The 22,550-nt window shown below is 60.1% G+C and carries 29 protein-coding genes; 16 read left to right on the plus strand and 13 right to left on the minus strand.

From position 1 onward, the window contains the following. Positions 1–21: 21 nt before the first annotated feature. The gene (istA, locus tag DEF76_RS18890; RefSeq protein ID WP_408842839.1) at positions 22–1,539 is read right to left on the minus strand and encodes an IS21 family transposase; all 1,518 of its coding nucleotides are present in this window, start codon (positions 1,537–1,539) and stop codon (positions 22–24) included. Between the two features lie 805 nt (positions 1,540–2,344). Between istA and DEF76_RS18900 the strand changes: the two genes are divergently transcribed. Beyond that, positions 2,345–2,677, plus strand: coding sequence for a hypothetical protein (locus tag DEF76_RS18900; RefSeq protein ID WP_114914068.1), 333 nt, complete (start codon positions 2,345–2,347; stop codon positions 2,675–2,677). A 522-nt stretch (positions 2,678–3,199) separates the two neighbouring features. On the opposite strand, the gene DEF76_RS20260 is transcribed toward DEF76_RS18900, so the two are convergent. Both DEF76_RS20260 and DEF76_RS20265 read right to left on the minus strand, forming a co-directional pair. Next, positions 3,200–3,784: an ISAs1 family transposase gene (locus DEF76_RS20260; RefSeq protein ID WP_114911760.1), complete on the minus strand. Its 585-nt coding sequence runs from the start codon at positions 3,782–3,784 to the stop codon at positions 3,200–3,202. After that, positions 3,736–4,326: an ISAs1 family transposase gene (locus DEF76_RS20265; protein ID WP_162800530.1), complete on the minus strand. Its 591-nt coding sequence runs from the start codon at positions 4,324–4,326 to the stop codon at positions 3,736–3,738. The genes DEF76_RS20260 and DEF76_RS20265 overlap by 49 nt, the downstream gene beginning before the upstream one ends. A 218-nt stretch (positions 4,327–4,544) precedes the next feature. Here DEF76_RS20265 and DEF76_RS19590 point away from each other — a divergent pair, with 218 nt between their 5' ends. Next, positions 4,545–4,784, plus strand: coding sequence for a hypothetical protein (locus DEF76_RS19590; protein WP_162800776.1), 240 nt, complete (start codon positions 4,545–4,547; stop codon positions 4,782–4,784). Positions 4,785–5,438: 654 nt separating this feature from the next. Here DEF76_RS19590 and DEF76_RS18915 read toward each other — a convergent pair. Both DEF76_RS18915 and DEF76_RS18920 read right to left on the minus strand, forming a co-directional pair. Continuing rightward, positions 5,439–5,837, minus strand: coding sequence for a type II toxin-antitoxin system VapC family toxin (locus tag DEF76_RS18915; RefSeq protein ID WP_114914069.1), 399 nt, complete (start codon positions 5,835–5,837; stop codon positions 5,439–5,441). Beyond that, positions 5,834–6,100 (minus strand): AbrB/MazE/SpoVT family DNA-binding domain-containing protein, encoded by a 267-nt coding sequence (locus tag DEF76_RS18920; protein ID WP_114914070.1) that lies wholly within the window; start codon positions 6,098–6,100, stop codon positions 5,834–5,836. Before DEF76_RS18920 ends, DEF76_RS18915 begins: the two co-directional genes overlap by 4 nt. 595 nt (positions 6,101–6,695) lie before the next feature. Between DEF76_RS18920 and DEF76_RS18925 the strand changes: the two genes are divergently transcribed. Both DEF76_RS18925 and DEF76_RS18930 read left to right on the plus strand, forming a co-directional pair. Continuing rightward, positions 6,696–6,914, plus strand: coding sequence for an antitoxin MazE family protein (locus tag DEF76_RS18925; RefSeq protein WP_162800782.1), 219 nt, complete (start codon positions 6,696–6,698; stop codon positions 6,912–6,914). After that, positions 6,911–7,276, plus strand: coding sequence for a type II toxin-antitoxin system PemK/MazF family toxin (locus DEF76_RS18930; RefSeq protein WP_114914072.1), 366 nt, complete (start codon positions 6,911–6,913; stop codon positions 7,274–7,276). Before DEF76_RS18925 ends, DEF76_RS18930 begins: the two co-directional genes overlap by 4 nt. A 715-nt stretch (positions 7,277–7,991) precedes the next feature. Here DEF76_RS18930 and DEF76_RS18935 read toward each other — a convergent pair. The 3 genes from DEF76_RS18935 to DEF76_RS18945 all read right to left on the minus strand — a co-directional run bounded on the left by DEF76_RS18935 (position 7,992) and on the right by DEF76_RS18945 (position 10,120). Beyond that, the gene (locus DEF76_RS18935; RefSeq protein WP_114914073.1) at positions 7,992–9,116 is read right to left on the minus strand and encodes a replication initiator protein A; all 1,125 of its coding nucleotides are present in this window, start codon (positions 9,114–9,116) and stop codon (positions 7,992–7,994) included. A 67-nt stretch (positions 9,117–9,183) separates the two neighbouring features. Next, the gene (locus DEF76_RS20095; protein WP_114914074.1) at positions 9,184–9,492 is read right to left on the minus strand and encodes a hypothetical protein; all 309 of its coding nucleotides are present in this window, start codon (positions 9,490–9,492) and stop codon (positions 9,184–9,186) included. Beyond that, on the minus strand, positions 9,485–10,120 hold the full coding sequence (locus DEF76_RS18945; protein ID WP_114914075.1) for a ParA family protein: 636 nt from the start codon (positions 10,118–10,120) through the stop codon (positions 9,485–9,487). The genes DEF76_RS20095 and DEF76_RS18945 overlap by 8 nt, the downstream gene beginning before the upstream one ends. A gap of 335 nt (positions 10,121–10,455) precedes the next feature. On the opposite strand from DEF76_RS18945, the gene DEF76_RS18950 reads away from it, so the two are divergent. Together DEF76_RS18950 and DEF76_RS18955 are read left to right on the plus strand one after the other, a co-directional pair. Beyond that, positions 10,456–10,830 (plus strand): type II toxin-antitoxin system RelE/ParE family toxin, encoded by a 375-nt coding sequence (locus DEF76_RS18950; protein WP_114914076.1) that lies wholly within the window; start codon positions 10,456–10,458, stop codon positions 10,828–10,830. Beyond that, positions 10,823–11,140, plus strand: a complete 318-nt coding sequence (locus tag DEF76_RS18955; RefSeq protein ID WP_114914077.1) for a helix-turn-helix domain-containing protein — start codon at positions 10,823–10,825, stop codon at positions 11,138–11,140. The genes DEF76_RS18950 and DEF76_RS18955 overlap by 8 nt, the downstream gene beginning before the upstream one ends. A gap of 116 nt (positions 11,141–11,256) precedes the next feature. Here DEF76_RS18955 and DEF76_RS18960 read toward each other — a convergent pair whose 3' ends face one another. The 3 genes from DEF76_RS18960 to DEF76_RS18970 all read right to left on the minus strand — a co-directional run bounded on the left by DEF76_RS18960 (position 11,257) and on the right by DEF76_RS18970 (position 12,792). Next, the gene (locus DEF76_RS18960) at positions 11,257–11,544 is read right to left on the minus strand and encodes a type II toxin-antitoxin system ParD family antitoxin (RefSeq protein ID WP_114914078.1); all 288 of its coding nucleotides are present in this window, start codon (positions 11,542–11,544) and stop codon (positions 11,257–11,259) included. Positions 11,545–11,641: 97 nt separating this feature from the next. Continuing rightward, positions 11,642–12,220 (minus strand): tyrosine-type recombinase/integrase, encoded by a 579-nt coding sequence (locus DEF76_RS18965; RefSeq protein ID WP_114914079.1) that lies wholly within the window; start codon positions 12,218–12,220, stop codon positions 11,642–11,644. Positions 12,221–12,525: 305 nt separating this feature from the next. Next, positions 12,526–12,792, minus strand: a complete 267-nt coding sequence (locus tag DEF76_RS18970) for a WGR domain-containing protein (RefSeq protein WP_114914080.1) — start codon at positions 12,790–12,792, stop codon at positions 12,526–12,528. A gap of 683 nt (positions 12,793–13,475) precedes the next feature. On the opposite strand from DEF76_RS18970, the gene pqqA reads away from it, so the two are divergent. The 10 genes from pqqA to dapA all read left to right on the plus strand — a co-directional run bounded on the left by pqqA (position 13,476) and on the right by dapA (position 21,004). Beyond that, positions 13,476–13,550 (plus strand): pyrroloquinoline quinone precursor peptide PqqA, encoded by a 75-nt coding sequence (gene pqqA, locus DEF76_RS18975; RefSeq protein WP_114914098.1) that lies wholly within the window; start codon positions 13,476–13,478, stop codon positions 13,548–13,550. Between the two features lie 57 nt (positions 13,551–13,607). After that, on the plus strand, positions 13,608–13,895 hold the full coding sequence (pqqD, locus tag DEF76_RS18980; RefSeq protein ID WP_240319367.1) for a pyrroloquinoline quinone biosynthesis peptide chaperone PqqD: 288 nt from the start codon (positions 13,608–13,610) through the stop codon (positions 13,893–13,895). Further along, on the plus strand, positions 13,864–15,003 hold the full coding sequence (gene pqqE, locus DEF76_RS18985) for a pyrroloquinoline quinone biosynthesis protein PqqE (RefSeq protein ID WP_114914081.1): 1,140 nt from the start codon (positions 13,864–13,866) through the stop codon (positions 15,001–15,003). The genes pqqD and pqqE overlap by 32 nt, the downstream gene beginning before the upstream one ends. 133 nt (positions 15,004–15,136) lie before the next feature. Further along, on the plus strand, positions 15,137–15,640 hold the full coding sequence (locus DEF76_RS18990; RefSeq protein WP_240319369.1) for a urate hydroxylase PuuD: 504 nt from the start codon (positions 15,137–15,139) through the stop codon (positions 15,638–15,640). A 10-nt stretch (positions 15,641–15,650) separates the two neighbouring features. Further along, positions 15,651–16,721, plus strand: a complete 1,071-nt coding sequence (serC, locus tag DEF76_RS18995) for a 3-phosphoserine/phosphohydroxythreonine transaminase (protein WP_240319371.1) — start codon at positions 15,651–15,653, stop codon at positions 16,719–16,721. 124 nt (positions 16,722–16,845) lie between these two features. Continuing rightward, on the plus strand, positions 16,846–17,553 hold the full coding sequence (locus DEF76_RS19000) for a dihydroorotate dehydrogenase (RefSeq protein WP_162800783.1): 708 nt from the start codon (positions 16,846–16,848) through the stop codon (positions 17,551–17,553). A gap of 5 nt (positions 17,554–17,558) precedes the next feature. Beyond that, positions 17,559–18,737, plus strand: coding sequence for a M48 family metalloprotease (locus DEF76_RS19005; protein WP_114914084.1), 1,179 nt, complete (start codon positions 17,559–17,561; stop codon positions 18,735–18,737). Positions 18,738–19,051: 314 nt separating this feature from the next. Then, positions 19,052–19,459: a hypothetical protein gene (locus tag DEF76_RS19010; RefSeq protein ID WP_162800777.1), complete on the plus strand. Its 408-nt coding sequence runs from the start codon at positions 19,052–19,054 to the stop codon at positions 19,457–19,459. A 254-nt stretch (positions 19,460–19,713) separates the two neighbouring features. Beyond that, positions 19,714–20,001 carry a hypothetical protein gene (locus tag DEF76_RS19015; RefSeq protein WP_114914086.1) on the plus strand — a complete coding sequence of 96 codons (288 nt, stop codon included), beginning with the start codon at positions 19,714–19,716 and terminating at the stop codon, positions 19,999–20,001. Positions 20,002–20,038: 37 nt separating this feature from the next. Then, entirely contained in the window at positions 20,039–21,004 is a 966-nt protein-coding gene (gene dapA / locus DEF76_RS19020; RefSeq protein WP_114914087.1) for a 4-hydroxy-tetrahydrodipicolinate synthase, read from the plus strand. Positions 21,005–21,151: 147 nt separating this feature from the next. Here dapA and DEF76_RS19025 read toward each other — a convergent pair whose 3' ends face one another. Both DEF76_RS19025 and DEF76_RS19030 read right to left on the minus strand, forming a co-directional pair. Continuing rightward, positions 21,152–21,922 (minus strand): transporter family protein, encoded by a 771-nt coding sequence (locus tag DEF76_RS19025; protein WP_162800778.1) that lies wholly within the window; start codon positions 21,920–21,922, stop codon positions 21,152–21,154. A gap of 184 nt (positions 21,923–22,106) precedes the next feature. After that, entirely contained in the window at positions 22,107–22,469 is a 363-nt protein-coding gene (locus DEF76_RS19030) for a heavy-metal-associated domain-containing protein (protein WP_162800779.1), read from the minus strand. Between the last annotated feature and the right edge of the window lie 81 nt (positions 22,470–22,550).

Below are 22,550 nucleotides of genomic sequence, written 5' to 3' on the forward strand. Positions count from 1 at the left end.
GCTTGTTCCTTTCAGTGGAAATCAGTGAAAATATTCGGCGCCGCGCAGATTGCTGTGGGTCAGCACCGCCTGCGCCTCATCTGGCGGGCTGGCCGTCTGGTCGAGCTTGCTGGCGATGATCGAGGCAATGCTCTTGTAGTTGAACGCGCCAAAGGCGACCGCTCGGGCCGCCACCGCCTCGGCGCGCGGACGGTCCAACTCCTTGAACAGCCGCAGGATGCCAAGGCATGTCCGAAACCCCTGTTCCGGATGCGGCCGGTTGGCGAGGATGGCGATGATCAGCCCCTCGGTCTGCGGGCCGATCGATGCGCCCCATGAGCGGAACCGCTCCGGCGTCCATGCGGCGTAGCGCCGGTGCGCGCTCGGCATATGCTCAGGGGCAGTGCCGTGCCTTGGACCGCCATAGCGGCGCTGATGCACCGCGACCCGCTTGCCTTGGTGGAAGATCTCAACCATCCGCTCGGTGGCGCGGGTATCGACTTGCTGGCGGATCAGCTGATGCGGCACCGAGTAGAAAAAGCCGCAGACCTCGACATGATAATCCAGCGAGACGCGGGCAAAACCCCACTCCGCAAACTCATGGTCGGTCTCTGGCAATGCCGCCAAAGCCTGGCGTTCGATCGTCTCGAACAAATGCCGCCGGCTGACGCCGAGCCTGCGCATGACATGCGCGTTGATCCGCTCCACCATGCCGGCAATCGCCTGGTTGGCTTCAGCCAGAGAGAAGAAAGTCTGCTGGCGCAACCGGCCCAGAATGTAGCTCTGGGCAAAGCGGACACCGGCTTCCACCTTCGCCTTGTCCTTCGGGCGCCGCGGCCGGGCCGGCAAAACACCAACACCGTAATGCGAGGCCATCCGGCCATAGCTCAGGTTGATCTCTGGATCGTAGAACGACGCCTTGTTGACGCCGGACTTCAGATTATCCGGCACGATCAGCCGCGGCACGCCGCCAAAAAACCGGAACATGCGGCTATGCGCGCCGATCCAATCCGGCAGCGTCTGGGTCCAGCTCGCCTCCGCGTAGGTGTAGTTCGACGCGCCCAGCACCGCGACAAAAATCTCCGCCATGCGCACGATGCCAGTTGCGGGATCGGTGATGCCCAACTTTTTGCCGGAATAATCGACGAACACCTTGTCGCCCGCCCGGTGCTCCTGGCGCATGACCGGTGACAGCCGTGCCTCGAACTCCCTGAACAAATCGCAGAACCGGCTGTAGCTGTACCCTTCCGGATGCCCGGCGCGATATTCCTCCCACAGCACCATCAGGTTCACGCCCGGGCGCTTGAGCTCGCAGACCAGCTCGCTCCAGACCGGCTCGGCGCGCCGGCGCACCCCCCGCGGCGCGCCGCTGCGGGCAAACAGCCGCTCCTCCAAAACCGCATCACTGAGGTCGGCCGGCAACGGCCACGCCAGCCCCGCTGCCTGCGCCCGCTTCAGATTGTCCTGGATCGTGCTCCGCGCCACGCCCAGCATCCGCCCCATCGCCCTGGCGCTGATGCCGTCACTGGCCAGCCGTAAGGTTTGTCGTATCTGCCGCATCGTCAGCTCTCTCTTCGCCGGCATCCAGCCCTCCTCGTTGATGGTAACGAGAGGACAGTTGCCCGAGTTGCTGACCCAGCCGAAAACGCTGAAAAATCCCCGCCAGGTGGCCGGAATTAAATCGGAATGGTGGCCGGCTTCAAATCGGAACGCTGGCCGACATCAAATCGGAATCCCCGGCCGGCTTCCGTCGGAATCTGCACGTTGCCACGTTCACGAAGCAATCCCGCGAGAGGGCGGCGGCTCTGGCGCAGAAGGTCGCGGCGCTGACCACGATGCTGAAAGCCATGAAGGGGAGCGCTATGCCTAGGGCGGTGCTGGCCTTCTTCTCGGCCTCTCGCTCTGCGCCTCCCTGCTCTACCGGCTCGCCACCATGGCAAGCCTCCGCCACTGAGCTTGGCGCCGCGCCCGCGTGGCAGCGAGCGCGGCGCTGCGACATTGTCTTGGCCCGAAGGTTCGGCGTTGCCGCCCCCATGCTTGCCCTAGGTCGTGGTCGTGCCTTCTGCCCTGAGCCTGCCGTCGTGCCCGCACAAGGCGGGCACGACGGCCGCAGGTTCATGCCCCCGCCGGCAGTGGCGAGGCAGCGCCAGCGTGAGCAAGGGCGAGGACTTCTGCCTTGGCCCGAAGGTTCGGGGTCTTCGTTCTCGTGCTCGCCATCTGATTCTCACCCGCCGGCTGCCCCGAGGCTTGGCGGCCTGGAATCGAGGTTGCTCCCAAACACCTCGTGTGTTGACACATCCACCACGGCCAACAACCCTGACCGTGTTCACCGAAGGGAATGAGACATGTCTTTTGCGGCGCTGCGATGAGTGCAACGGAGGAGGAGAACGACCCTGCTGCGCTCTTGGTGGCAGCGCTGCGCGAGGCGACCGAGGCGGCGAAGTCTGCCAATGCGGCGGCGGCGGCGGCGCACCAGGTGACGCTGGAAACCCAGGGCCAGCTCAGCCGTGTGGTTCCCAGCCTTGAGCAGAAGGTCGATGCTCTCGTGCATAGGCTGCAGGTCATGACGCCACGCCGTGAAGCCCTGCGGCGTGCCCGTGTCGGGCGCTACATCTGGGCGGCCGGTGGTTTTCTTCTCGGCTTGCTGCTCGGCGTCTCCGTTCTCCTGCTTGCCGTCGTGCCTCGTCTTTCGGGCTGACCGGCAAACGCCCTCAGAGGTTCATGCCTGCCCTCTGCCCCGAGGCTTGGCGCCGTGCCCGCCTTGTGCGGGCACGGCGCCGCCGGTTCCGCACCCTCGGCCAGTGCTGGCGTCATAACGCGAAAAGAAACACGGGAAAAAATGGGTTGGAAACCGTTGGTACAAAAATTGTACCTGGCTTTCTGCCAGTCATCAGCCAGTGCTCATGGTAAAGCGCGGTTAAGGAATTGCCGCTGTCGACGCCCATACAGTAACGCTTCGGCCTGTCATGACGGCTGCGCGAATTATTCGGCGCTTGATAGCGAGGTTGAAGGCGATGGGATTAAAGCCGCTGGCCTTCTTCTCGCATCGTTTGGTGTGAGGACAGTCACGCAAGAGGCAAGGCAATATCTTTTTGTGCGTTGTCTATTTTTCTCTTGAAGCTCTTCAATAGATATACTATCTTCATATCAAGAGACGGGGAAACATCTTCTTCCCTCTCCTGCGCGCCGGGCGCCCCCCGGAAACCAAGGCTGTTCAATGCTATGAGATAGCGAGCAGCGCGAGCATATTATCGATACCGGCGAGGGCGGCTCGGTAGCGGTCCTGGGCGAGTGTGTTGGTACGATGTGCGGTAAGGATGTTGAAACCGAAACTGCGCAAGCGTGCGAACACGCCGGGGTTGGTGCGGATGCGCGAGCGGTCTTCGCCGAAGGTGACGTCGCGGCTGTAGTGGGAGGTGGTTTCGATCCGCCAGTGTGCGCGGATGGCATCGGCGGCGCGGCGTGCGGAGATCGGCGTGTTGGAGACATAGAAGGCGGTCTCGGCGGAGTGGCGCAGCAGCCCGGTCTTGCTGCTGCGGGTGAACACCTCGCGCTCGACGCGGATGATGGCGGCGACGTGTGGATGCCAGTCGGTGTTGGCGAGTATGTTGGCGGGATCAAGGACGGTGACGGTGCGGCGCTCGTCGCGATTGCGCCCGATATCGTGGCTGTGGGCGGATCCGAGCGGTGGCGTGGTGGTGGAGAATTCGGTGATCTGGCGCAGCAGGGTGGGCTGGTTGTCCTTGACCTGGACGATCAGGGCGAGGTTGGCCTGCGCAGCGGCCTCGAAGGTTTTTTTTGGCAGTGCAGCGCATCGAGGGTGACGACGGCGCCGGCCGGGACGCCGAGTTCGGCAAGCAGCGCCTGCGCTGCCGGGATTTCGTTGGATTTCTCGGCGATCTCAACATGGGCGAGCACGAGGGCGGTGTCGGTGGCGAACGCGCTCAGCACCTGGGCGGCGGCGCGGTCGTGAAAGTTGTCGAAACTGCCGCGGAGCGTCTTGCCATCCAGCGCGATGCTGCCCTGTCCGGGCGTCGCGCGCGCGGCCTGCAGCAAGGCGGCATGGCGGCGGAAGACCGCCTCCACCGCAGCCGGATCAAGCCCCTGGAGGATGTAGCGGATGGCCGTGTGCGCCGGCGCGCGACGCCATTTCAGCGCAAAGATGGCGTTCAGCCGGTGACGATGGACGTCGATGAAGGTGATGATGCCGCGATACGAATTGCAGCCGCTGACGATGGCCAGGATGGCGAACAGCAGCACGTAAGGCAGTTGGTAGAGCTTTCCTTCCGCCCGGCGCGGATCAGGAATCTCCGCCAGCACGTCCAGCAACGGTGAGAATATAGCCACGGCAACCTCCACTTCGGTTGCCGCCCTATGAGTCAGACATTTCCCGATTGGGGAATCCCCTTCGTCTCCATGAATGCATTTCACCCATCAGATGTTACAAATCGGGCTCAGTCCAGCCAACGAGAGAGCGTTGAACAGCCTTGCCCCGGAAACAAAGCGGCCGAGCATGGTGCTACCAACACCACACCCGGCCTGACCTGCAACATTGGAGTGGGCCAATGCCACAAGCTGCCAAACACCGTAGCACACCGCGCTCCCTGTCGGGAGCCGCCGTCATCTCCTCTCGCCCCAAGGCCCGGCATCACGGCCACAGTGCCGGATATGCCGCGCGTCAGCGCCCTGGTTCCCACTCGGGCGAGAAGACCTGGCGTGAGATGGCCGACCGCGGCCTCGAAATCGTCATCTGCATCGGTCACATCGTCGGCGTCGTCATGCTGGTCGTCGACCATTTGTTCTGACCCGCCCCCGCCATCAGCACAGCCGCGCCAAAATGGCGCTTCTTCTCGGGTTTGCCTGCTCGGATTTGTGTGTCTGTGCTGTCCATTGCCCCGGGGAAAGAGACTACCCTGGGGAGAAAGAAAGCCGGGGATTACGTCAGGATGGCTGTTGCCTGATAGATTTGGGCTTGCATGGCGTCGGCGAGTGCGCAAAAAAATTGGCGGCCGAAAAGGCCGCCAAGTTTAGGGAGGAAACGTCCAAGAAAGTGCGAGGCATGGCCTCGCGCAGGACGAGATATAACGCTGCCGCGCCTGGCCTCAACTGAAATTTGTGCAATGCAGCAAAGCGCCGCTGGCGGTGTTGCGTTTCTGCCACGCGCTCGCTCTGTGACGGCGATGATGCAGCCGCTTCGCTGTTCTTCTTTCCCTCCCTCCCCGTCCCGCAGGCATGGCTTTTCGCCCGCCGTAGGTGGTTTTTCAGCGGTAACGCTACTTCGGGGGTGGGGGTTAGTCCGCTGACGGTGAAGCTGCGCCCCTCAAGGCATGCTTTCTTGCTTGGTTGCCGCATCACGGGCACGGATGGCGTTTCCGAGGCGCTCGAGGGCCTTTGCAATGGGGCTGTCGGGGTCAAGCGGCGGGGCGGAAGTGGCAGCTATAGAGAGAAAAGAATCTTGATTAGGCTAGTAATTTCGCTTTTTGCCCCTGCTTAGCGATGAGCGAAACGGCTTTTTTGTCGAATGAGACGAAGGTTTCGCCGCCCAGCCAGTAACCGTCATAGGAGATGACTCCGTCCGCGAAATCGCCTCCAGCATCGAGCACGTTAAGGCCTGCTGCGACCGCAGGCCGGTTGACCACCACGTTACGGGTTTTAACCAAGCGGCGGATTGTCTCGGCAATATCGGCGCGTGGTATCTGGTATTGTCGGGCCAGAACCCATGCAAACTCGCAAAGAGATTGCAAGCTGATAGCGACCATATCGGCACGCTCTAGAGTTTCAACGGCAATTCTGCTTTGACCTTCGTCGTCCGAGACGATCGCACGCAACAGCACATTGGTATCGGCGGTGATTTTCATTCCTGACCGACGCCCGCAGCGGCACCAGCTTCGGCAGTAGCGGCGGCAATGTCCTCTATCGACAGTTGCTTCCCGTTACCTTTGCCCCTGAGCAGTCCGTACAAATCCCGGAACGTGCCTTGCGGTCGGTCGGCTTTCAGTTCGGCGCGCCCGTCTGGCAGCAAATCCAGCCTGATCTTTCCACCAGGTTGAATGCCGAGATGTTTTAGCACGCCTTTTCTGAACGTCACCTGGCCACGTGTGGTGACGGTTAAAGTGATCATGGCTGAGGTTTCCTGTCGCACCACCTAAAGATAATGTCATTTTGCATTACTTGCAACTCGTATTTGCTGCCGTTTGTGTTCATCCGGTCCGTTTCGTTCTTCAATGCCTCTTGCTTCCTTGGGTTGCATACGGTGGTCAAGGAGATGTTGAGACAAGTTTGCGCGGGAGGAACCAACCCGTAGGCAGGAGCTTTCAGGATTATCCACAAGGACGAGTTATCCACCGCCTAAATTTCAATTTCCCTTAAGTTCAAATTCAGGAGAAAAAACATTATTTATATCAAATAGATAGGTGGCATAAATATGAGGAAACGGGCGGCTAAATGGCCCGAAGTAACGGAACGCCCCGTGCTGTAGCATAAGCGGACAAAGTGGGAACGCTGACTGGTAGGGATCGAGGTTTTCTATCGTCGGCGTCGTCATGCTGGTCGTCGACCATCTGTTCTGACCCGCCCCCAACATCAGCACAGCCGCGCCAAAAGGGCGCCTGTTGCGCTGGCTGGCCAGGCGACGTGCTGGAATAGACCGCTTCCTATACCGAGCGGCGTATGATAAGTTACATGTAACTATAGTGAGGAGCCGAGACATGAGGCAGATGAGAGGCGCGAAGCCCACCAGGGTAAAGGTGCAGGAGCATCGCAACCGGCTGCGTGCCCAGGGCCTGCGGCCAATTCAGATTTGGGTGCCGGATGTCCGGGCGTCGTTTTTTCGTGCGGAAGCACATCGACAATCCCTGGCCGTGGCAGCGAGTGCCCATGCGGCCGAGGATCAAGCCTTCATCGATGCGGTCTCCTCCGATTGGGGCGAGGAATGAGACGGGGCGAGATGTGGACCGTCGCCGGCGGCAAGGACTACGCGGGTAAGCCGCGGCCGGTCGTTATCGTGCAAGACGATGCCTTCGACGCGACAGATTCCATCACCATCTGCGCCTTCACAACGGACCCGACCGAGGCTCCTTTGTTCCGGCTATCGGTGGAATCGAACGAACGCAACGGGCTGCGTTCCTCCTCCCGCCTAATGGTGGACAAAATTACCACCGTCCCGAAGTCCAAGGTTGGTAAGCGGGTCGGACGGTTGGACGATGAAGACATAATTCGGCTTAACCAGGCCATGATGGTGTTCCTGGGCCTCACGGTATCGCCAAGAATAGGTAAAAAATGGAATAATGAAAAATAAATCCAAACTTATATGGCATATCTTGCGCTAAACTAGCAGTTTAGCAGCTTGTTCTGGAAGTCACAGCGTAGTTAGAAAACTAAGGCTCGGGGTTTGCGCCAGTCAAGGCCGCGCCAATACTGGTCAAAACGGGCTTGAAACCGCGCGCCTGGCCGCCACCAATACTTGCCGGCAAATGCCAGCAGGCCATATGGCATCACGCCTCGGACGGTTGCCAGGTTGCGGAGCCGCGAAGTGCGCGGGACCCATGAAGCATGGCATGGCTCCTCGCCCGCCGCAGGTGGTTTTTCGGCGGTGACCCTATTTCGGGGGTTGGGGTTAGTCCGCTTGCGGTGAAACTGCGCCCCTCAAAGCATGCTTTCTTGCTTGGTTGCTGCATCACGGGTGCGGATAGCGTTTCCGAGGCGTTCGAGAAGCCTACTTGAGCGCTTTCTAATCGATGGGAATTATCCACAAGCTGGGTTGTTTTAAGGTTTATATATGTTTTAAAGAGTTTTAGACGAAAAAAACGCGATTTCCAGTTTTTAATCAATGAGTTATGTCGGTGGCTGGTGGGTAATCGACGGAGATTGGTGGGTAATAGACGGGTCTGGGTGGGTAATAGACGGGTCTGGGTGGGTAATAGACGGGCTATCCACAACCCGAGCGAATCAGAGGGGTAGGCTGTAGGGGTTGCTGGCGCACTATAGTGAACTGGCGGCGGGTATTCCGTCTATTACCCACCTTCTGCCTGGGCCGACTCGATCGACGAAGCGGCGTCGCGATAGGCCATAACGAGCGTCGGCCCCTCTTTGCCAGGAACCTCGCTCAAGCTGTATTCAGGCAAATCGTTGACTGCGATAAGGCCGCGCAAGATGCGGCAAAACTCCTTGAAGGTGCCGGTACTGCCGCTGCGTTCATAGATAGTGCGGAATGCCCACCGAGCCTCCCCCTTCCCTGCCGCCCGCCGAGCGACACGATAGAGAAAGCGACCGATGCCGGGTTCGATAAGGAAGAACGAGGGATGGACCGTGAGAACTTCCGGGTTCTCGGCCTCAACAACCTCGCGGTAAATCCACCCTGGAATCTCCACTTCCACCATCGCAACGCGGCCGGTGTCTGCATAGGAAACTGTCTTGTAGTTGCCGATGAGCCCCTCGGCCTGCGCTTCGCGCATGAGGCGGCTGCCCCGCCCATTCTTTGTGGTTCTGACGATCTTGATAGTGGTGTTCTTAAGGCGATCTAAGGCTTCTTCAATCTCCTCATACTGCCTCCCACCATCCGAGCGACGGCAGAATTTTAGGATTTCAGAAACGTGCGGACGAAAGGCCAAGCCGGGTTTTTCTCCTCGCCCATTGCGGTATCGGTTCATCGCTTCGGTAAGATGGGAAATCGCCATCAACACGATATCGTAATCCCATACCGAGGCCATTCCGTCCGGGCCGGCTTTGACTTCCACATAGCCGTCCGTCAGCTCGTAGCGGATCGTCTCTCCTGCCCGCTTGTTCTTCTTTGATAGGCGAAAAACAGCCACATCCATGATGGAACGGCTGTCTTTGGTCGCAACATCGTAGAGCGTCGGCACAAAGAAATCGGCCTGTTCATCGCCAGGTGGCGGCCGCCTCAAGGTCGATTTCGCCCGTCCTTCGGCCTCAGAAACCCTCGCCTGAAGCGGAGCCAAGCTTGCCTGCAACGGATCGGGGGCAACATAGTTGACCAGATCGGCCGGCACGTCCCCCAGCACATACCAACTCTTGCGCTGAACATCCCACTGCGCGCCATGCCGCTTGGCATGGCCCTTCTTGTCGAAGTCGATGCTCAGGTAAGTGCGTGGACGCCGTGCGGCGCGCTCGTGACTCATATCAATCCTCTTGCGGCAACCTCTCTGCAATCTTGCTGCAATCTTGCTGCAGTCTTGCTGCATTTCTCTATCGCTGGGCTTCATAGGCGTCCAATGCGCGCTCTAGCAGCTCCACCAGCTTAAGACCGTCGCGCTCAGCGATGTCCCGTAAACGGTTGTCAAACTCAGGGCTGACTCGCGTTGCAAAAGGCAGGGTTCGGTTTGTGCGCCGTATGGCACGGGCATCGCGCCGCCGAGCCCCCGCTTCCGACCCAACTGCAACAGACGAGGGGAGGGGGGCAATTTCCGGCGCTCTGAGGTTGGGGCTAGCTTCCTCGATAGAAGGGGGCGCACCAAGAGAGCGGCGGACCTGTTTCAGCTTCGATACATCAGCCATGATCGGTTACTCGGTCGATAAGGGATTGGATGAGGGCGTCGGCGCGCGCATTGAGCGCGCTGTAACGAGTTTCAGTCACGGCATGACCGCCGTTTTGCGCCCGGCGATACGCCGGACGCTCCACCAGGCACCCGGTAAGGACGCTGTAGCCCGCCTCTTGGAGATAGGCTCGCGCCTCCGCCTCTTCGGCGTCTGTGCCGATGCGGTTGAGCGCAAAGGTCAGGCGATCGACTGGCAGGCCCGCTTTGGCAAGGGCGTGGAACTCGCGCACGGCCGGCCGCAGGTCGTCTAGCGACGCTCCTGTGGGCTGCACCACAAGGCTGGCAGCTTTAGCGATCTCAAGCGTTCCCTGGCTGGTTCGGGCTGGCCCGTCGATGACGAGGATGTCATAGGCACTAGCCACGGCCAGCGCTTGGGCCGCCGTGGCGAATGCCTCGACAGAAACAACTGGTTCGATACCTGCGCCAAGACGAAGCCGATGCCAATCGACGGAGGTTCCCTGCTGGGTATCGAGGTCAGCTACCTTTACCCGCAGCCCGCCCGCCGCAACTTCACGGGCCAGAGCACGGGCCAACGTGCTCTTTCCGACACCGCCCTTCTGCGACACGAACGCAACCACCGTGGCCATAAATTGTCACCGTCATTCTGCAAGATTGCTGCATGCTACTAAATCGGCAAGCATTCTGCAAGATTGCTGCATGCTTCTATCTAGGTCGCTTCTAATGCCCGATAGAGCGTGGCGCGATGCCCCCAGCAAGCGGGCAACCTCGACCGAAGCATCATTCATATGGATGGCGCTTCGGTTCGTTGCAAATAGGAGCGGCGTGAATCCAGTCTACTTGAGAGTTGGAGTCTCTAAAAATTCCGGAGCGGTTCAGTCTTCGGCTTAGTATCGGACTTGTTTTTTATAACACTAAGTACTATACTTATTTTGTAACGCTCTGGAACCCATGGCGAGGGCGGATGCGGGTATTCAAGAATAAGTCATTTGCGCGGTTTGCTCGAAAGGTCCGCATCACGGATGCGGTTCTCTGCGCGGCGATCACCGATGCCTCGCGGGGTCTGGTTGATGCCGACCTCGGCGGCGGCGTGGTGAAGCAACGGATAGCACGCCAAGGGGGAGGCAAGGCAGGTGGATTCAGGACAATCATCCTCTTCCGGATCGGCGCACGGGCGTTTTTCGTTCATGGCTTCGCCAAGAACGAACAGGACAATATCCGCGATGACGAGCTGGCAGCGTTCAAGCTTTTGGCGGCTGAAATGCTGGCTTACGACGATGCGGCCCTAGCCAAGGCGATAGCGAACGGAACTCTGATGGAGGTGATATGCAATGACTAAGCAGTATCGCAGCCCTGTGATGGCCTCGATCCATGAGACGGCTGAAGGGCTGCATGCGGCCGGCGTGATGAACAAGCAGACCATGCGGAAGTTCGACGATGCGTGCCTGACGCCCGTGCGCCCGCTCTCGGCCAAAGAAATCCGCGCGCTGCGTGAGCGCGAAGGCGCCAGTCAGGCGGTGTTCGCCCGCTACCTCAACGTCACAACCGGCCTCATCAGCCAATGGGAACGCGGCGAGAAGCACCCGAAAGGCGCCTCGCTCAAGCTCCTGTCGCTTGTCGCCAAGCATGGCCTCGGGACAGTGGCCTAACATGTGATTTCAAAAATCTTGCTCTCGAACACGGGGAGATTACGAATCTGTTCTCCTCCGTCCGGCAACACCGCGCCACCCCCGTTGTCCAGGTGCGACGTGAATTAATGATGACCTCATGCGCCACGGCTAGCCTTCAGGCGCTCGGCGTGGCGGGCGCGCATCGCCGAAGCTACCTGGTCGGGTGTTAGGCCCCGCGAGGGGTCGGCCTGCATGGCATCATAGACCGACACCACTTCTTCCCGTAGCCAGCGCTCCACGGCGGCGTCGCGCTCCTGCAAGGCACGCAGGCCGGCGCGCACAACCTCGCTGGCCGAGGCGTAGGTGCCGGAAGAGACCAGGCTATCGATGAAGCGCGTCTGCTCAAGCGGCAGGCTGACGGTACGCTTTTCGGTAGTGGACATGGGGGGCTCACAAGGGACAGTGGGACGGCGGCGGTATGAATTATTCATACCGCGCTTTCCGCTTGCTGTCACGCATTGGCCAACTTTTCAAACGTGCTCACTCCCACATTTTGCTGGCGATATTTTTTTCTTCAGCGCCTGTGGCGTTGGCGTAGATGGCGGTGGTGGTGAGCTGGGCGTGACCGAGCCATTTCTGGAGGAGGTTGAGGGGGATGCCGGCGGAGACGGCGGTGACGCCGAAGCTGTGGCGGAGGCCTTTGGGGGAGGCGTGGGGGCCGGAGAGCCCGGCGGCTTGCATGAGGGCGTGGATAGCGCGCCAGCCGGTCATGCGTGACCAGGACCAGAGACGGATGCCGCGTCCTTTGCCGCGGCGGGCCTGGTGTTCGCGGATGCCGTGGACGAGGTCGAGGGCGCTGAGCAGGGCAGGGGGGACGGGGACGGCGCGGTAGATGCCGCGCTGGCGTTTTTTCAGGCTCTCGAAGATGAGCACGCCGGCGGCGAGGTCGACGCGGTCGATGGTGAGGGCCAGGGCCTCGGAGAGGCGGCAGCCGGCGTAGGCGAGGGTCATACCGAGGGTGCGGACCTGGCGGTCGGCGTGTTCGGCGGCGGCGAGGAAGGCGTCGCGTTCGCTCCGGGTCAGATATTTGCGGGCGCCGCTGGGGTCGTAGAGGCTCATGCCGTCAACCGGCCGCGAGGCCGGCGGCGCGGAATGGCTGACCCGCGGTGATATCGGCGCGGTTTTTCGCGAACCCCCAGGCTTGCCCACAGACTTACTCAGATTTTTGTGGATAACCTGCCCCGCCGCGCGAGCTGACATGGCCACTTCAGCCGCCCCCTGAGAGGCTTTGGCTGCGGCACTGATGCTGCGTGCGGAAGAGGATTTCGGGATGCCGGGTCCAGGGCCGGCGCGGCCCTGGCGGGGGCGCGGGGGCAGAGCCCCCGCTCTGCCCTTACCTTTCCCCTTACCCTTGTTTTGAAGCTTCACGCGGCGGTTTCGCGATAACCACGGCGTCGTTTGCGGCGGGCGAGGGCGGCGAGGGCGTTGAGAGCGGCGCCTGGGTCTGGGTAGGGGTCGAGGCGGAGGTGGCCTTTGGTTCCGATGCGCCCCCAGTAGCGGGCGAGGAGGGCGCGGCCGAAGAGGTCGGGCCAGATGGCGAGGTGGTAGAAGCGCCATTCGTTGCGCTCGGGCCGGATGCGGGTGAGGCGGGCGTGGTCGGGGAAGAGGGGGAGCTGGTAGGGTTCGGCCATGGGGAGGGCCTTTCGGGGGTTTTGGGCTTCATCCACCGAGAACTGTATCAGATGGGGGATTCCGTGGCCAGCGGAAAGCGCCTCGCGGTGGGGAGCATGGCGGGCGTCGGGAGGTCCGGCTTGGCACGATGGCGGCGGTGATGGTGCCGGGGTTCGAGGCCCTGGCGGCGGTGCTTTCGGTGCTGTCGCGGGGCGCTGATGGGGGAAGGGTATTCCGGATACTTTCCGGAAAGTATCCGGAATACCTGGCGGAAAATGCGATGCCTTTCAGGGGGGAGAGAGCGTTATAGGCCGTGGCAAGCCATGCGCGGTCATACCGCGCGGGCGTTGGCAAGGGGGCTGCGGCCCCCGTTGCATCCCCGGCGCGGGCTGCCCCCATCCGGTTCATGTTTGGGTGGCGGGTAGGTGGCGGGGGCGCGGGGTGTGTGCGGGGGTGTCTGTTACCTTATGGAAAATAAGGTAACAGAGGCACTGGCACGCTCGCCCACAAACGGAAGCGCCTCAGGGGAAACCGGGGCGGTTCAGTTACCGCAAACCAACGCGTTGGTTCGATTATCAATTCAGGAGTCCGTGCATTGATCTATATCAATTCCGCAAATCTCGCTGACGCTAGGCTTAACTTGAGGCTACCTCGCGGCGGCTATGAGGTAAGTGCCTCGTGCGTCATAAAAAAGGAAACTGCCATGCAGTGGGTAAAGCCAGCTTGGTGCGATCTTCGCTTGGGGTTCGAAGTGACCGCCTATGTCTACGTTCGCTGATCATTGACTAGGGGAGGGGGTTTAAAGAACCCCCTTTTCTAAAGAGAGGAACCGTCCATGAACAACGGCGGCGTTATGCAGCGAGAAAATATTATTGAACTAGATCCAAAATTCCTTTTCCGCTGGGAAGAGCCGCAACAGGCCTACATCCTGCTCTACCCAGAAGGTCTCGTGAAGCTGAACGTCACGGCCGGTGAAATCCTTGCCGTGGTTGCGAACTCTGCCGAAATCGGCGCCCTTATCGAGCATTTTGCTGCGAAATATCAAAACCCGGATATCGCTGATGATATCCTGGCATTCCTGGAGGAAGCCCATGAACGAGGCTGGATCCGAGTTAAGCGCTGAAACACCGGTAACGGTCGATGGCCAGGGCCTCCCGCTCTGGCTGCTGCTCGAACTGACCTATCGCTGTCCGTTGAAATGCCCATGGTGCAATAACCCGCTGGATTTTGACCGCTATCAGAGTGAATTGACCACCGAGGAATGGGTCGACGTCCTGCGGCAAGGGCGTAGTCTTGGTGCGATCCAGCTTGGTTTCTCTGGCGGCGAACCTCTGCAACGGCGCGACCTCGAAGATCTCGTAGGGGAGGCGACTCGTCTTGGTTATTACACAAACCTCATCACATCAGGTATTGGCCTGAACGAAACCCGCCTCGCGTCTCTTCGGAAAGCTGGTCTCAAACAAATACAGCTCAGCCTGCAGGCATGCGATGCCGAGCTTAATAATCGCCTAGTTGGCGCGGATGCCTACGATCATAAGCTGGCTGCTGCGCGCGCAATCAAGGAGCACGGGTTTCCGATGGTTCTTAACGTGCCGGTTAGCCGGCACAATATTGATCAGGCTTCCGCGTTGTTGGCGTTCGCCGAGGAACTCGGGATCGAGTATGTCGAGTTTGCGAACCTACAATATTATAATTGGGCTCTCGTAAATCGCGCCGATCTTCTGCCTACCCGCGAACAGCTCGCCGCCGCCGAAGAAGTCGTCGCCAAGGCACGTGCCCGCGTCGGGCAGCGCATGACGATCTATTTTGTCATCACTGATTACTATGATGAGCGTCCGAAAGCCTGCATGAAAGGTTGGGGAAATATCCATCTCACTATCGGCCCAGATGGCGCGGCGTTACCCTGCCAGGAAGCACGGGTCATCGAAGGTTTGGAATTCCCTAACGTGCGCGCTCATGACCTCGGATGGATCTGGCGGGAATCGCCGGTATTCCAAAAATTTCGCGGAGAACACTGGATGCAGGAGCCGTGCCGGTCCTGCTCTGAACGAGGACATGACTATGGAGGTTGTCGCTGCCAGGCGTTTCTGCTGACCGGCGATGCGACCAGCACCGACCCGGTGTGCAGCAAGTCGCCGCATCATCACCTCATCGAGGAAGCGGTTGCTGCCGCGATGACCAATCGTCCGAATCGGTTGATCATGCGTCAGCGCGGGCTCAATCGGGCGTAGAAAGTCGCCATGTTGCCGCATGACAGCCTGGTGGGCACCTTGTTGGCCGGCGTTGTGTTGACCATGGTGCTCGCCGTTGTCGCCCACGTCTTAGCATCCTCATCGGGACTGTAGCGACGAAAATGGTTGCCACATGTTTCTGATGGTTGCCGATCCTTTTCTGCGCGTCCTTCACATCATGGCGATCATCGTATGGATGGGGCATAACTGGGCGAACGTGATTTCTCGGCCGCGATATCGGCGGGTCCTGCCAGATGAACCGCCGGCGGCAAGACGTGAACTGTTTATCGCGGCGGCACAACGTGAACATGGCGTGTTTCGCCACGCATCCCTAGTCGCGCTGACCACCGGGATTTTGATGTTGCTCGACCGCGGCCAACTGACCGAAGCGCTTCGGCTCCATGGGGCGAGCGCACCGCTTGGAATCGGCGTTTGGCTGGGCTTCATCATGGTCGTTAATCTTTGGTTCGTGTTGTGGCCAAATCAGAAGAAGGTGCTCGGCTTCGTCGCCGCCTCTGACTACGAGCGTCTCCGCTGCACCAGGGTGACGTTTCTGTCGTCGCGAACGAACACGATTCTCTCCATGCCCGCGATCTTTTTTATGGTCATGGGGGCCCATGGCGCGGCGCTGTTCTGAGCACCGAACTGTGATCAGCTTTGCCAGCGGCCCCGCTGTTTTGCCACCGGAAGTGCTGAGTGAGGTGCAAGAGGCAGTTGGTGCGTGGGACGGCAGCGGCCAGTCCGTTCTGGAACTGCCATTTGGCGGACCGGATTATGCCACGATCCAAAGCGAGTTTGAGGCAGAAGCACGCGCGCTCCTGTCGTTACCGCCGACGTATAAGATATTGCTATTGCAAGGTGGCGCGTTCGCACAATTTCGCCTAGTACCCCTCAATCTGCTCCGCTCCACCGATTGCGCCGCCTATGTCGAAACCGGCTACTGGTCGGCACGCGCCATCGCAGAAGCGCGGGAGGTTTGCCGTGTTGCCGTCGTCGCCCAAGCGGACGCGGCAATACCGCCCATCGCAACTTGGCAATTGCCGCGCGACACGGTGTATTGCCATGTTACCGGCAACGAAACAGCGGATGGGGTACAGATGCACCGCTTCCCAGCGCTGGGCGAGGTGCCATTGGTCGCAGATTTGACTGCCGATTTGTTCACAGGCCCGATCGACATCCAGCCATTTGGCGTAATCTATGCCAGCGCACAGAAGAATCTCGGCGCGCCGGGGCTGACCGTAGTCATCGTGCGCGAGGACCTGCTCGGCCGTGTTCGTGCCGAAGTTCCTGCTCCCTTCGATTATACGCGCCAAGCCAGTACCGGCAGCCGGGTGAACACGCCGCCGATCTTTTCGGTCTTCGTCGCCAGCCGGATGCTCAAATGGCTGGGTCGGCAGGGCGGGCTCACGGCGGCGGCGGCGCGGTGCGAGCGGCGAAGCCGCATGCTCTATCACGTCATTGACGCTAGCCAGCTTTATACCTGTCCTGTCCGCGCCGCGGATCGCTCCCGGATCAGCGTCTGCTTTCATCTGCCCGACGCCGCGCAGGATGCGGCTTTCCTGGCTGAAGCCCAGCGCCGGGGTTTATGGCATCTGGCCGGTCACCCAACACGTGGCGGCATCCGCGCCTGTCTCTATAATGCAATGCCGGAGAGCAGTGTTGCAATACTCGCTGATTTCATGCAGGAATTTGACAAGTCGTGCCCGGCACTCACATAGCTTGGCGCGGCGTGCCATGGGAGGCGTGGGACCGGTGATTCGTCGCGCTCTCACCCGCGCGGCGCTACGCATCGCCGAGAAAGTCTCTCGTCCGACACCACCCCCCGCGTTGCCGGCTTCCGCCATGGGCCTGACATTTATCAATCCACTTGGGTTAGCCGCAGGATTCGATGATAGTGGCAAACTTCTCGGCGCTCTTGCATTGTGTGGCTTCGGCTCAATCGAGATTGGAACGCTGCGCACTCCAGCGATGCTAAGCGCCGCGCTGACTCATATCAGTTGCCACCCACGGCACGCCCGAATTGGCATAAATCTTGCCGCAACCGACACCGGTGACACGGACGAAACGGCAGAACGATGGCGCACTCTGATGGGTTTGGCGTGGGATACCGCGGATTATTTGGTAGCGAACCTTTCCGGGCCACGTGGCGCGCCAGTCCAGGTGGACTCGCTCATCACCAAGGTGGCGATGGTCGGGGCGACATGCAGAAGTTTGGCGCGCGCGCGCGGTTCGCGCACGCCGCTTGCAGTCAAATTCGCGCTCGAACAAGTGCCAACCGCTGCGCTTGGTATTCTGCGCGACTGTGGAGTGGACGCGATGATCGGCGTTTCGACGGATCACCTCGTCATCACCCGCGCGGTCCGGGCCTTGGCCCCATTGCAGTTGATCTCGGTCGGGGGTGTACGGGACGGCAAGGATATCGCGACCAGGCTCACCGCGGGCGCTGCTCTGGTTCAGATCCACAGTGTTTTCTGTCGCCGCGGGCCCTTCTTTCCCCGGCGCATGCTTGTCGATCTGGCTGAGAGAATGATGCCGCTCGGCGGCGGGTAAGGAGGATGCCCGTCGCAACAATTCTGGTGGCGCCGTTCGCGGTTGGTCTGCTGTTTCAACTATGGCTGTTGGCTCGCCAGATCCGGTATCTCAGGCACCATACCGAGGGAAAGGTCCGCAACTATGGGTCGGCTCGTGCAACCTTCACCGCCGTGGCGGCAAGCCTCGATGTCGCATTGACCATCTGGCTCACGCTGGGTGGGGGGGTCGCCTGGATCGCCAGATTCTGGCGTGACCGCCCGGCTGCAGCGGGCGGTATGGTAGCCTCCGTGGTGCTCGCGGGTGCCGTGCTCGATGCTACCCTCTCTATCGGTCGCACCTATCTCCTCGCTGCGCGTCTGGACGGGGTGCGCCCACCGCTTAGAATGATTCTTGCCCGCGCCATGCGGCCCATGGTGGTGAAAATCGCTCTAGCCACCGTCGTGGGCGAGACATTCGCTGCGGCGATCAGCATGGCGCCGTCCATCTGGTGGCTTGGGGCGGCGCTGCTCTGGATGGTTGGAATCGTCGCCACAGCATGGTTGGCGCTTGATCCTTCGCACCGAGGCGGGATGACCGCTTCTCAACGACTGGTGGATCCCCTCCTTGTCGCACGCCTCGCCCCTATCATGTCCCGGTTTGGCCTCAGCGGCGACGAGATTCGTGTGACCACCGCCCCCCCTGGAATGCAGCGAGTCAACGCAAATCTGCTCGGCGTCGGTCGATTCCGGCGTGTCACAATGAGCGATACCTTGATTACCTTGCTCTCTCCTGATGAGATAGAAGCCGTGTTGGCGCACGAAGTCGGCCATTGGCGTTGCTATCATGTCGGTCGCGATCTGGCATATCGTGCGCTACTAACGTTTGCCGGTTTCGCCGTGCTGGCGCTGGCCATGCGATATCCGGCACTGTTCACCGCGCTCGTCAATGCGCCACCCTCCCCGGCGGCATGGCTGGCCGTGGCGGGTGCGTTTTTGCCGCTGACCGCGATGCTCGTGACACCGCTTCAGGCGCATTGGCGCCGCCATATGGAATATGAAGCCGATGATTTCGTCGCGCGCCATGCAGATCCACGAGCCTTGATCAGCGCACTCGAGAAGCTCGATGCGGCCAATGCGACCGCCGCCTCCGCCGATCCGCTTTATGCGCGTTTCTATAATGCCCACCCGAGTCGAATAGACCGCATCCAGAGGCTCTGGCGCTGACCTGCCCCCGGTCGTCCCTCGGTCATAACGAGAGTCCTTGGGGTTGATAGTGGTCGGCTTCTGGTTAAGCAAGCGCGCTGGGCACGGAGCCCTCTCTCGGAGACGGGTGCGTGGAGTGGCTTTTATGCGGCGTTGATGTCATGCCCGATAAATCGATATCGAATTTTAACATCGCGCCCGGCTATGCCCCTCTCCGTTGCTCTCGAAGGAGCACAAAGTTGGCTGGTCCGGAAGGCCGACTTTCGCCAGGGCCACGCTCCGCGCAGGAAGGAAGAGCCATGTCGCAATCGCTCGCTTCTCCGACCGAGACGCCGATGGCACAAGCCGGCGAGGTGCTGCTCGAAGATCTCGAGCCTCCACCCGGCGGCCGTGCCTTGGTGATCGGTCACCACCGGCTGGATGTTTTATGCGGTCTGATCCGCCAGGGATGCACCCAGGCAGCCGAACTTTGTTCCCATGACCGGGGCGGGGCGGGCGCGGAATCGGCGCAAATCGTCGTCCTTATCGATCCTGCCTCACTCGAGGAGGCCGCTTCCCTGCTGGCGACAGCCTGGCGCGCGCTGGATCATGGCGGTCGAATCCTGGTGCGAGATCCGAGTGGGCGCCGGTATCAGCTAGAAGGCCTTCTCCGGGCGCAGGGATTCATCGCTATTTCCGCGCGCGAGACGCCGCGCGGCACGATCATACTCGGCCGGCGACCTTTCCCGCTTGCCCATGGCTGAGCGCAAGCCATGCCTGCCGCGCGCCATCCCACACCACGTCCGCCCATGCGGGTTCCCCCTTGGGCAACGGCGACACTGCTGCTGCTCTGTGCCTGGGGGGCGGTCTGGCTTGGCACCCGTCTCGTAGACGCCATCCGGCCTCTTTTGCCAACGATGATGGTGGTGAGCCGGAATGTCCAACCGCTCCCCGGAAAAAAATCAGAGACGGATGATAATGCCTCACACCCAATCCAGCCGACGCGATAAGTGCCGCGATGCGCCCTCTCGATGCGCAATCGCGCTGGCATCTGCGGGTGCTGGGAAAGCAGATCGTCTTCCTGGTGCTAATCGGCTTGCCGACCTTACTGGTCGATCGCCGTCCGCCGTTGTTGTATTTTCTACAATTGCAGAGAATGTTTAGCCTTCTTGCGCTGGTCCTGCTCACTCTTGGCGTCGTCACGCGACAGCCGTTCACGCGGGCCAGCTTTTGTGTCTGGGATCACGTCGCGGCCTCTGTGCTGCTTGCAACCGGCTGCTCTCTGGTCTTGTCGTTTATGCGCTAGCCGCATCCGCGATGGGTTAGTTCTCCGGAGTTGCCTCATGGATAAAATTGGCGCGCTGTCTGGCTCCATCGCTGCCCTGGCAACGCCGTTTTGTGACCATGCCGTCGATACCGATGCTTTGGCAATGCTCTGCGAACGCCAGATCCTCTGCGGCACGGCGGCACTTCTCGTCTGCGGCAGTACGGGCGAGGCGTCTTCACTGTCTATGCCAGAATATTTCGAGGCTGTTCGCCTGGTGGTGGCCGTAAGCGACGGGCGGATTCCGGTGATTGCCGGCTGCAGCGCAGGCGCGACCGAGAGAGCGGTCGAAGGTGCGCGTCTCGCCGCATCTGCCGGCGCCGATGCCTTGCTCTGTGCGCCGCCAGCCTATGTGAAGCCAACACAGGAGGGGATTTTCGCTCATGTCCGCGCGGTCTCGCACGCGACCAATCTCCCAATCATACTTTATGACGTGCCTGGCCGCACCGGGGTTTCAATCGCTGACGAGACAGTTGCGCGTCTTTTCGAAAGATCGTTGATAATAGGGGTAAAGGATGCCACCGCCGATCTCGCTCGCCCACCACGTCTTCGCGTGCTCTGCGGAGAGGGTCTCCTGCAAATGAGTGGAGACGACGCGACGGCCGCGGCGTATCGCGCAATGGGCGGCGCCGGCTGTATCTCGGTAACCGCCAATGTCACACCGGCCTTGTGTGCCGCGCTGCATCGCGCCTGGGAAAGCGGTCATCTCCCCCGCTTCGCGGCATTGCGTGATATGCTGGCAGAATTGCACCGCGCGCTATTTCTGGAGAGCAATCCGATTCCGCTCAAGGCGGCACTCGCCATGCTGCGGCTATGCGGCCCTGGTCTGCGGCTGCCGTTGACCACCGCAGCACGGCCGACGCGTGAGCGTTTGGCGGCGACCCTGGCGCGGATCGCGGGGAATGAGGAGCGCGAGGCGAGGGATTTCCTAACGTTGGTGCCACCGAACCGGAGTGGCTTTTCGTTGCGTTGCAGCACCCTATGACGCACTGCGCCGCCAAGCCGATATCCTTACGAGGATCCCCGAACAAACTGGCGGGTGTGCCGAGTGGCCAGTAATTTCCTGGCGCGATTGGGTCGATACACGACCTCGGCGCCCGCCTGGGGTCCCATTTCCATGCATTCCGGTAGTTTACCAATGATAAGATGTATAGAAACTCCAGCGAAAATGAAGCTCGATACCGAAATCATAACGATTTCCGATGCCATTCATTGTTTGCTGTTGTATCGGCAAAAGAGCGGTTAGCGCCACCCCATAGTGCGGTGTACTATAATCTAATCCAGGGTCCAACAGCCAAAGTTGCCCGCCCGTCCCTGGAGAAGTCTGTCCGTTTATACGGCTATTCCCGGTATCAAAATAATTTGTTTCTAACGACGCGAATAGCTCGCCCGGGATATTGGCGCTTAGGTCACGCGGCCAGATCACATAATGAAAGGCCGCATCTGCAACAAATTGATTACCAACTTGATAACCCGCTCCGGGCGCATATGAATTGTAGCCAATTTCGGCCTCCGCATTCCAATGTAGCGTCTGCCATGAACTGGTCATGGCAATGCGTCCGCCAAAATTACCCATCCCCGGCTGGTCCTCGCGAGGCATTTGTGGGTTAGCGCCGTCCATGCCGGTCGGTAATGTTATGCCAATTAGCGGCGCCAGACGAAAGGTCGATGCAGTACCATCTAATTGGTATACAGTGTAGCGTGCCTCCTGAGTGGTGTCTCCTATGCCAGACGCGGCTAGTCGAACGGTCTTCCCGCCGCTAACGACATCTGCCATCGTGTTAACAAAAAGATTACTTTCCGTTATTAACGCAAGATTCGGTGAGGCGCCATAGAGGATTACTGTTTGCCCTATTATCCTTTGAAAATTTGAGGATTCCTCTGTTATCGTTGGCTGTTCCAATATGGTAAAATTCCCCGCCGAAAGTGGCGACGCACCAGGGAATGTTAACTGCGCTCTAGCGTGAGATATTGTAAGGAAAACTACCGCTGTTGTAGCCAAATATATCAGGGATTTTATTAAAATTCTTCGCTGTTCATGGGGCATAACCTGACCCCGAAATTACCTCTCGAACACCAAACACTTTCTATCTGCCGGCTGATTCCTGTGACGGGATCCAACGAATATCGCCGGGGGTATAGCTGGCATCCACAATGGCCTGACGAATTTGATCGTCGGTGACCCGCGCCTCTGGTTTGACGTGGATATCCGCTAAGCCCTGACTCAAGTTGAAGCTGACCTGCTCGACTCCTGGTATCTGTTCCAAACGCTTGATGATACCGAACACAGAAAACGGGACCGCCACACCTTTGACCACAGCAATCGCTTCGTGGCTTGACATTGGGTTCGGCGATTCCGCTCCGATAACCGCGATATTTCGAAAAAAAACACCGGCCGTGAGTAGTACTTTAAGCGCATGAATCATCTGACGACGGTATGGAAAACGCATTTTAAGACTCCTCATGAACCCAAAAGAGAAGACGCTAACGCCCCCCCCTACATCATAAAATATGATGTTTTTGACTATTAT

The sequence above is a fragment of the Acidibrevibacterium fodinaquatile genome, assembly GCF_003352165.1.
Lineage (GTDB): Bacteria > Pseudomonadota > Alphaproteobacteria > Acetobacterales > Acetobacteraceae > Acidibrevibacterium > Acidibrevibacterium fodinaquatile.

What these genes read in the sequence shown, in the direction of transcription:
- istA (WP_408842839.1), bottom strand. Translation starts at nt 1,539, where the DNA reads ATGCGGCAGATACGACAAACCTTACGGCTGGCCAGTGACGGCATCAGC.
- DEF76_RS18900 (WP_114914068.1), top strand. Translation starts at nt 2,345, where the DNA reads ATGAGTGCAACGGAGGAGGAGAACGACCCTGCTGCGCTCTTGGTGGCA.
- DEF76_RS19590 (WP_162800776.1), top strand. Translation starts at nt 4,545, where the DNA reads ATGCCACAAGCTGCCAAACACCGTAGCACACCGCGCTCCCTGTCGGGA.
- DEF76_RS18915 (WP_114914069.1), bottom strand. Translation starts at nt 5,837, where the DNA reads ATGAAAATCACCGCCGATACCAATGTGCTGTTGCGTGCGATCGTCTCG.
- DEF76_RS18920 (WP_114914070.1), bottom strand. Translation starts at nt 6,100, where the DNA reads ATGATCACTTTAACCGTCACCACACGTGGCCAGGTGACGTTCAGAAAA.
- DEF76_RS18925 (WP_162800782.1), top strand. Translation starts at nt 6,696, where the DNA reads ATGAGAGGCGCGAAGCCCACCAGGGTAAAGGTGCAGGAGCATCGCAAC.
- DEF76_RS18930 (WP_114914072.1), top strand. Translation starts at nt 6,911, where the DNA reads ATGAGACGGGGCGAGATGTGGACCGTCGCCGGCGGCAAGGACTACGCG.
- DEF76_RS18935 (WP_114914073.1), bottom strand. Translation starts at nt 9,116, where the DNA reads ATGAGTCACGAGCGCGCCGCACGGCGTCCACGCACTTACCTGAGCATC.
- DEF76_RS20095 (WP_114914074.1), bottom strand. Translation starts at nt 9,492, where the DNA reads ATGGCTGATGTATCGAAGCTGAAACAGGTCCGCCGCTCTCTTGGTGCG.
- DEF76_RS18945 (WP_114914075.1), bottom strand. Translation starts at nt 10,120, where the DNA reads ATGGCCACGGTGGTTGCGTTCGTGTCGCAGAAGGGCGGTGTCGGAAAG.
- DEF76_RS18950 (WP_114914076.1), top strand. Translation starts at nt 10,456, where the DNA reads ATGCGGGTATTCAAGAATAAGTCATTTGCGCGGTTTGCTCGAAAGGTC.
- DEF76_RS18955 (WP_114914077.1), top strand. Translation starts at nt 10,823, where the DNA reads ATGACTAAGCAGTATCGCAGCCCTGTGATGGCCTCGATCCATGAGACG.
- DEF76_RS18960 (WP_114914078.1), bottom strand. Translation starts at nt 11,544, where the DNA reads ATGTCCACTACCGAAAAGCGTACCGTCAGCCTGCCGCTTGAGCAGACG.
- DEF76_RS18965 (WP_114914079.1), bottom strand. Translation starts at nt 12,220, where the DNA reads ATGAGCCTCTACGACCCCAGCGGCGCCCGCAAATATCTGACCCGGAGC.
- DEF76_RS18970 (WP_114914080.1), bottom strand. Translation starts at nt 12,792, where the DNA reads ATGGCCGAACCCTACCAGCTCCCCCTCTTCCCCGACCACGCCCGCCTC.
- pqqD (WP_240319367.1), top strand. Translation starts at nt 13,608, where the DNA reads ATGAACAACGGCGGCGTTATGCAGCGAGAAAATATTATTGAACTAGAT.
- pqqE (WP_114914081.1), top strand. Translation starts at nt 13,864, where the DNA reads ATGAACGAGGCTGGATCCGAGTTAAGCGCTGAAACACCGGTAACGGTC.
- DEF76_RS18990 (WP_240319369.1), top strand. Translation starts at nt 15,137, where the DNA reads ATGTTTCTGATGGTTGCCGATCCTTTTCTGCGCGTCCTTCACATCATG.
- DEF76_RS19000 (WP_162800783.1), top strand. Translation starts at nt 16,846, where the DNA reads ATGGGCCTGACATTTATCAATCCACTTGGGTTAGCCGCAGGATTCGAT.
- DEF76_RS19005 (WP_114914084.1), top strand. Translation starts at nt 17,559, where the DNA reads ATGCCCGTCGCAACAATTCTGGTGGCGCCGTTCGCGGTTGGTCTGCTG.
- DEF76_RS19010 (WP_162800777.1), top strand. Translation starts at nt 19,052, where the DNA reads ATGGCACAAGCCGGCGAGGTGCTGCTCGAAGATCTCGAGCCTCCACCC.
- DEF76_RS19015 (WP_114914086.1), top strand. Translation starts at nt 19,714, where the DNA reads ATGCGCCCTCTCGATGCGCAATCGCGCTGGCATCTGCGGGTGCTGGGA.
- dapA (WP_114914087.1), top strand. Translation starts at nt 20,039, where the DNA reads ATGGATAAAATTGGCGCGCTGTCTGGCTCCATCGCTGCCCTGGCAACG.
- DEF76_RS19030 (WP_162800779.1), bottom strand. Translation starts at nt 22,469, where the DNA reads ATGCGTTTTCCATACCGTCGTCAGATGATTCATGCGCTTAAAGTACTA.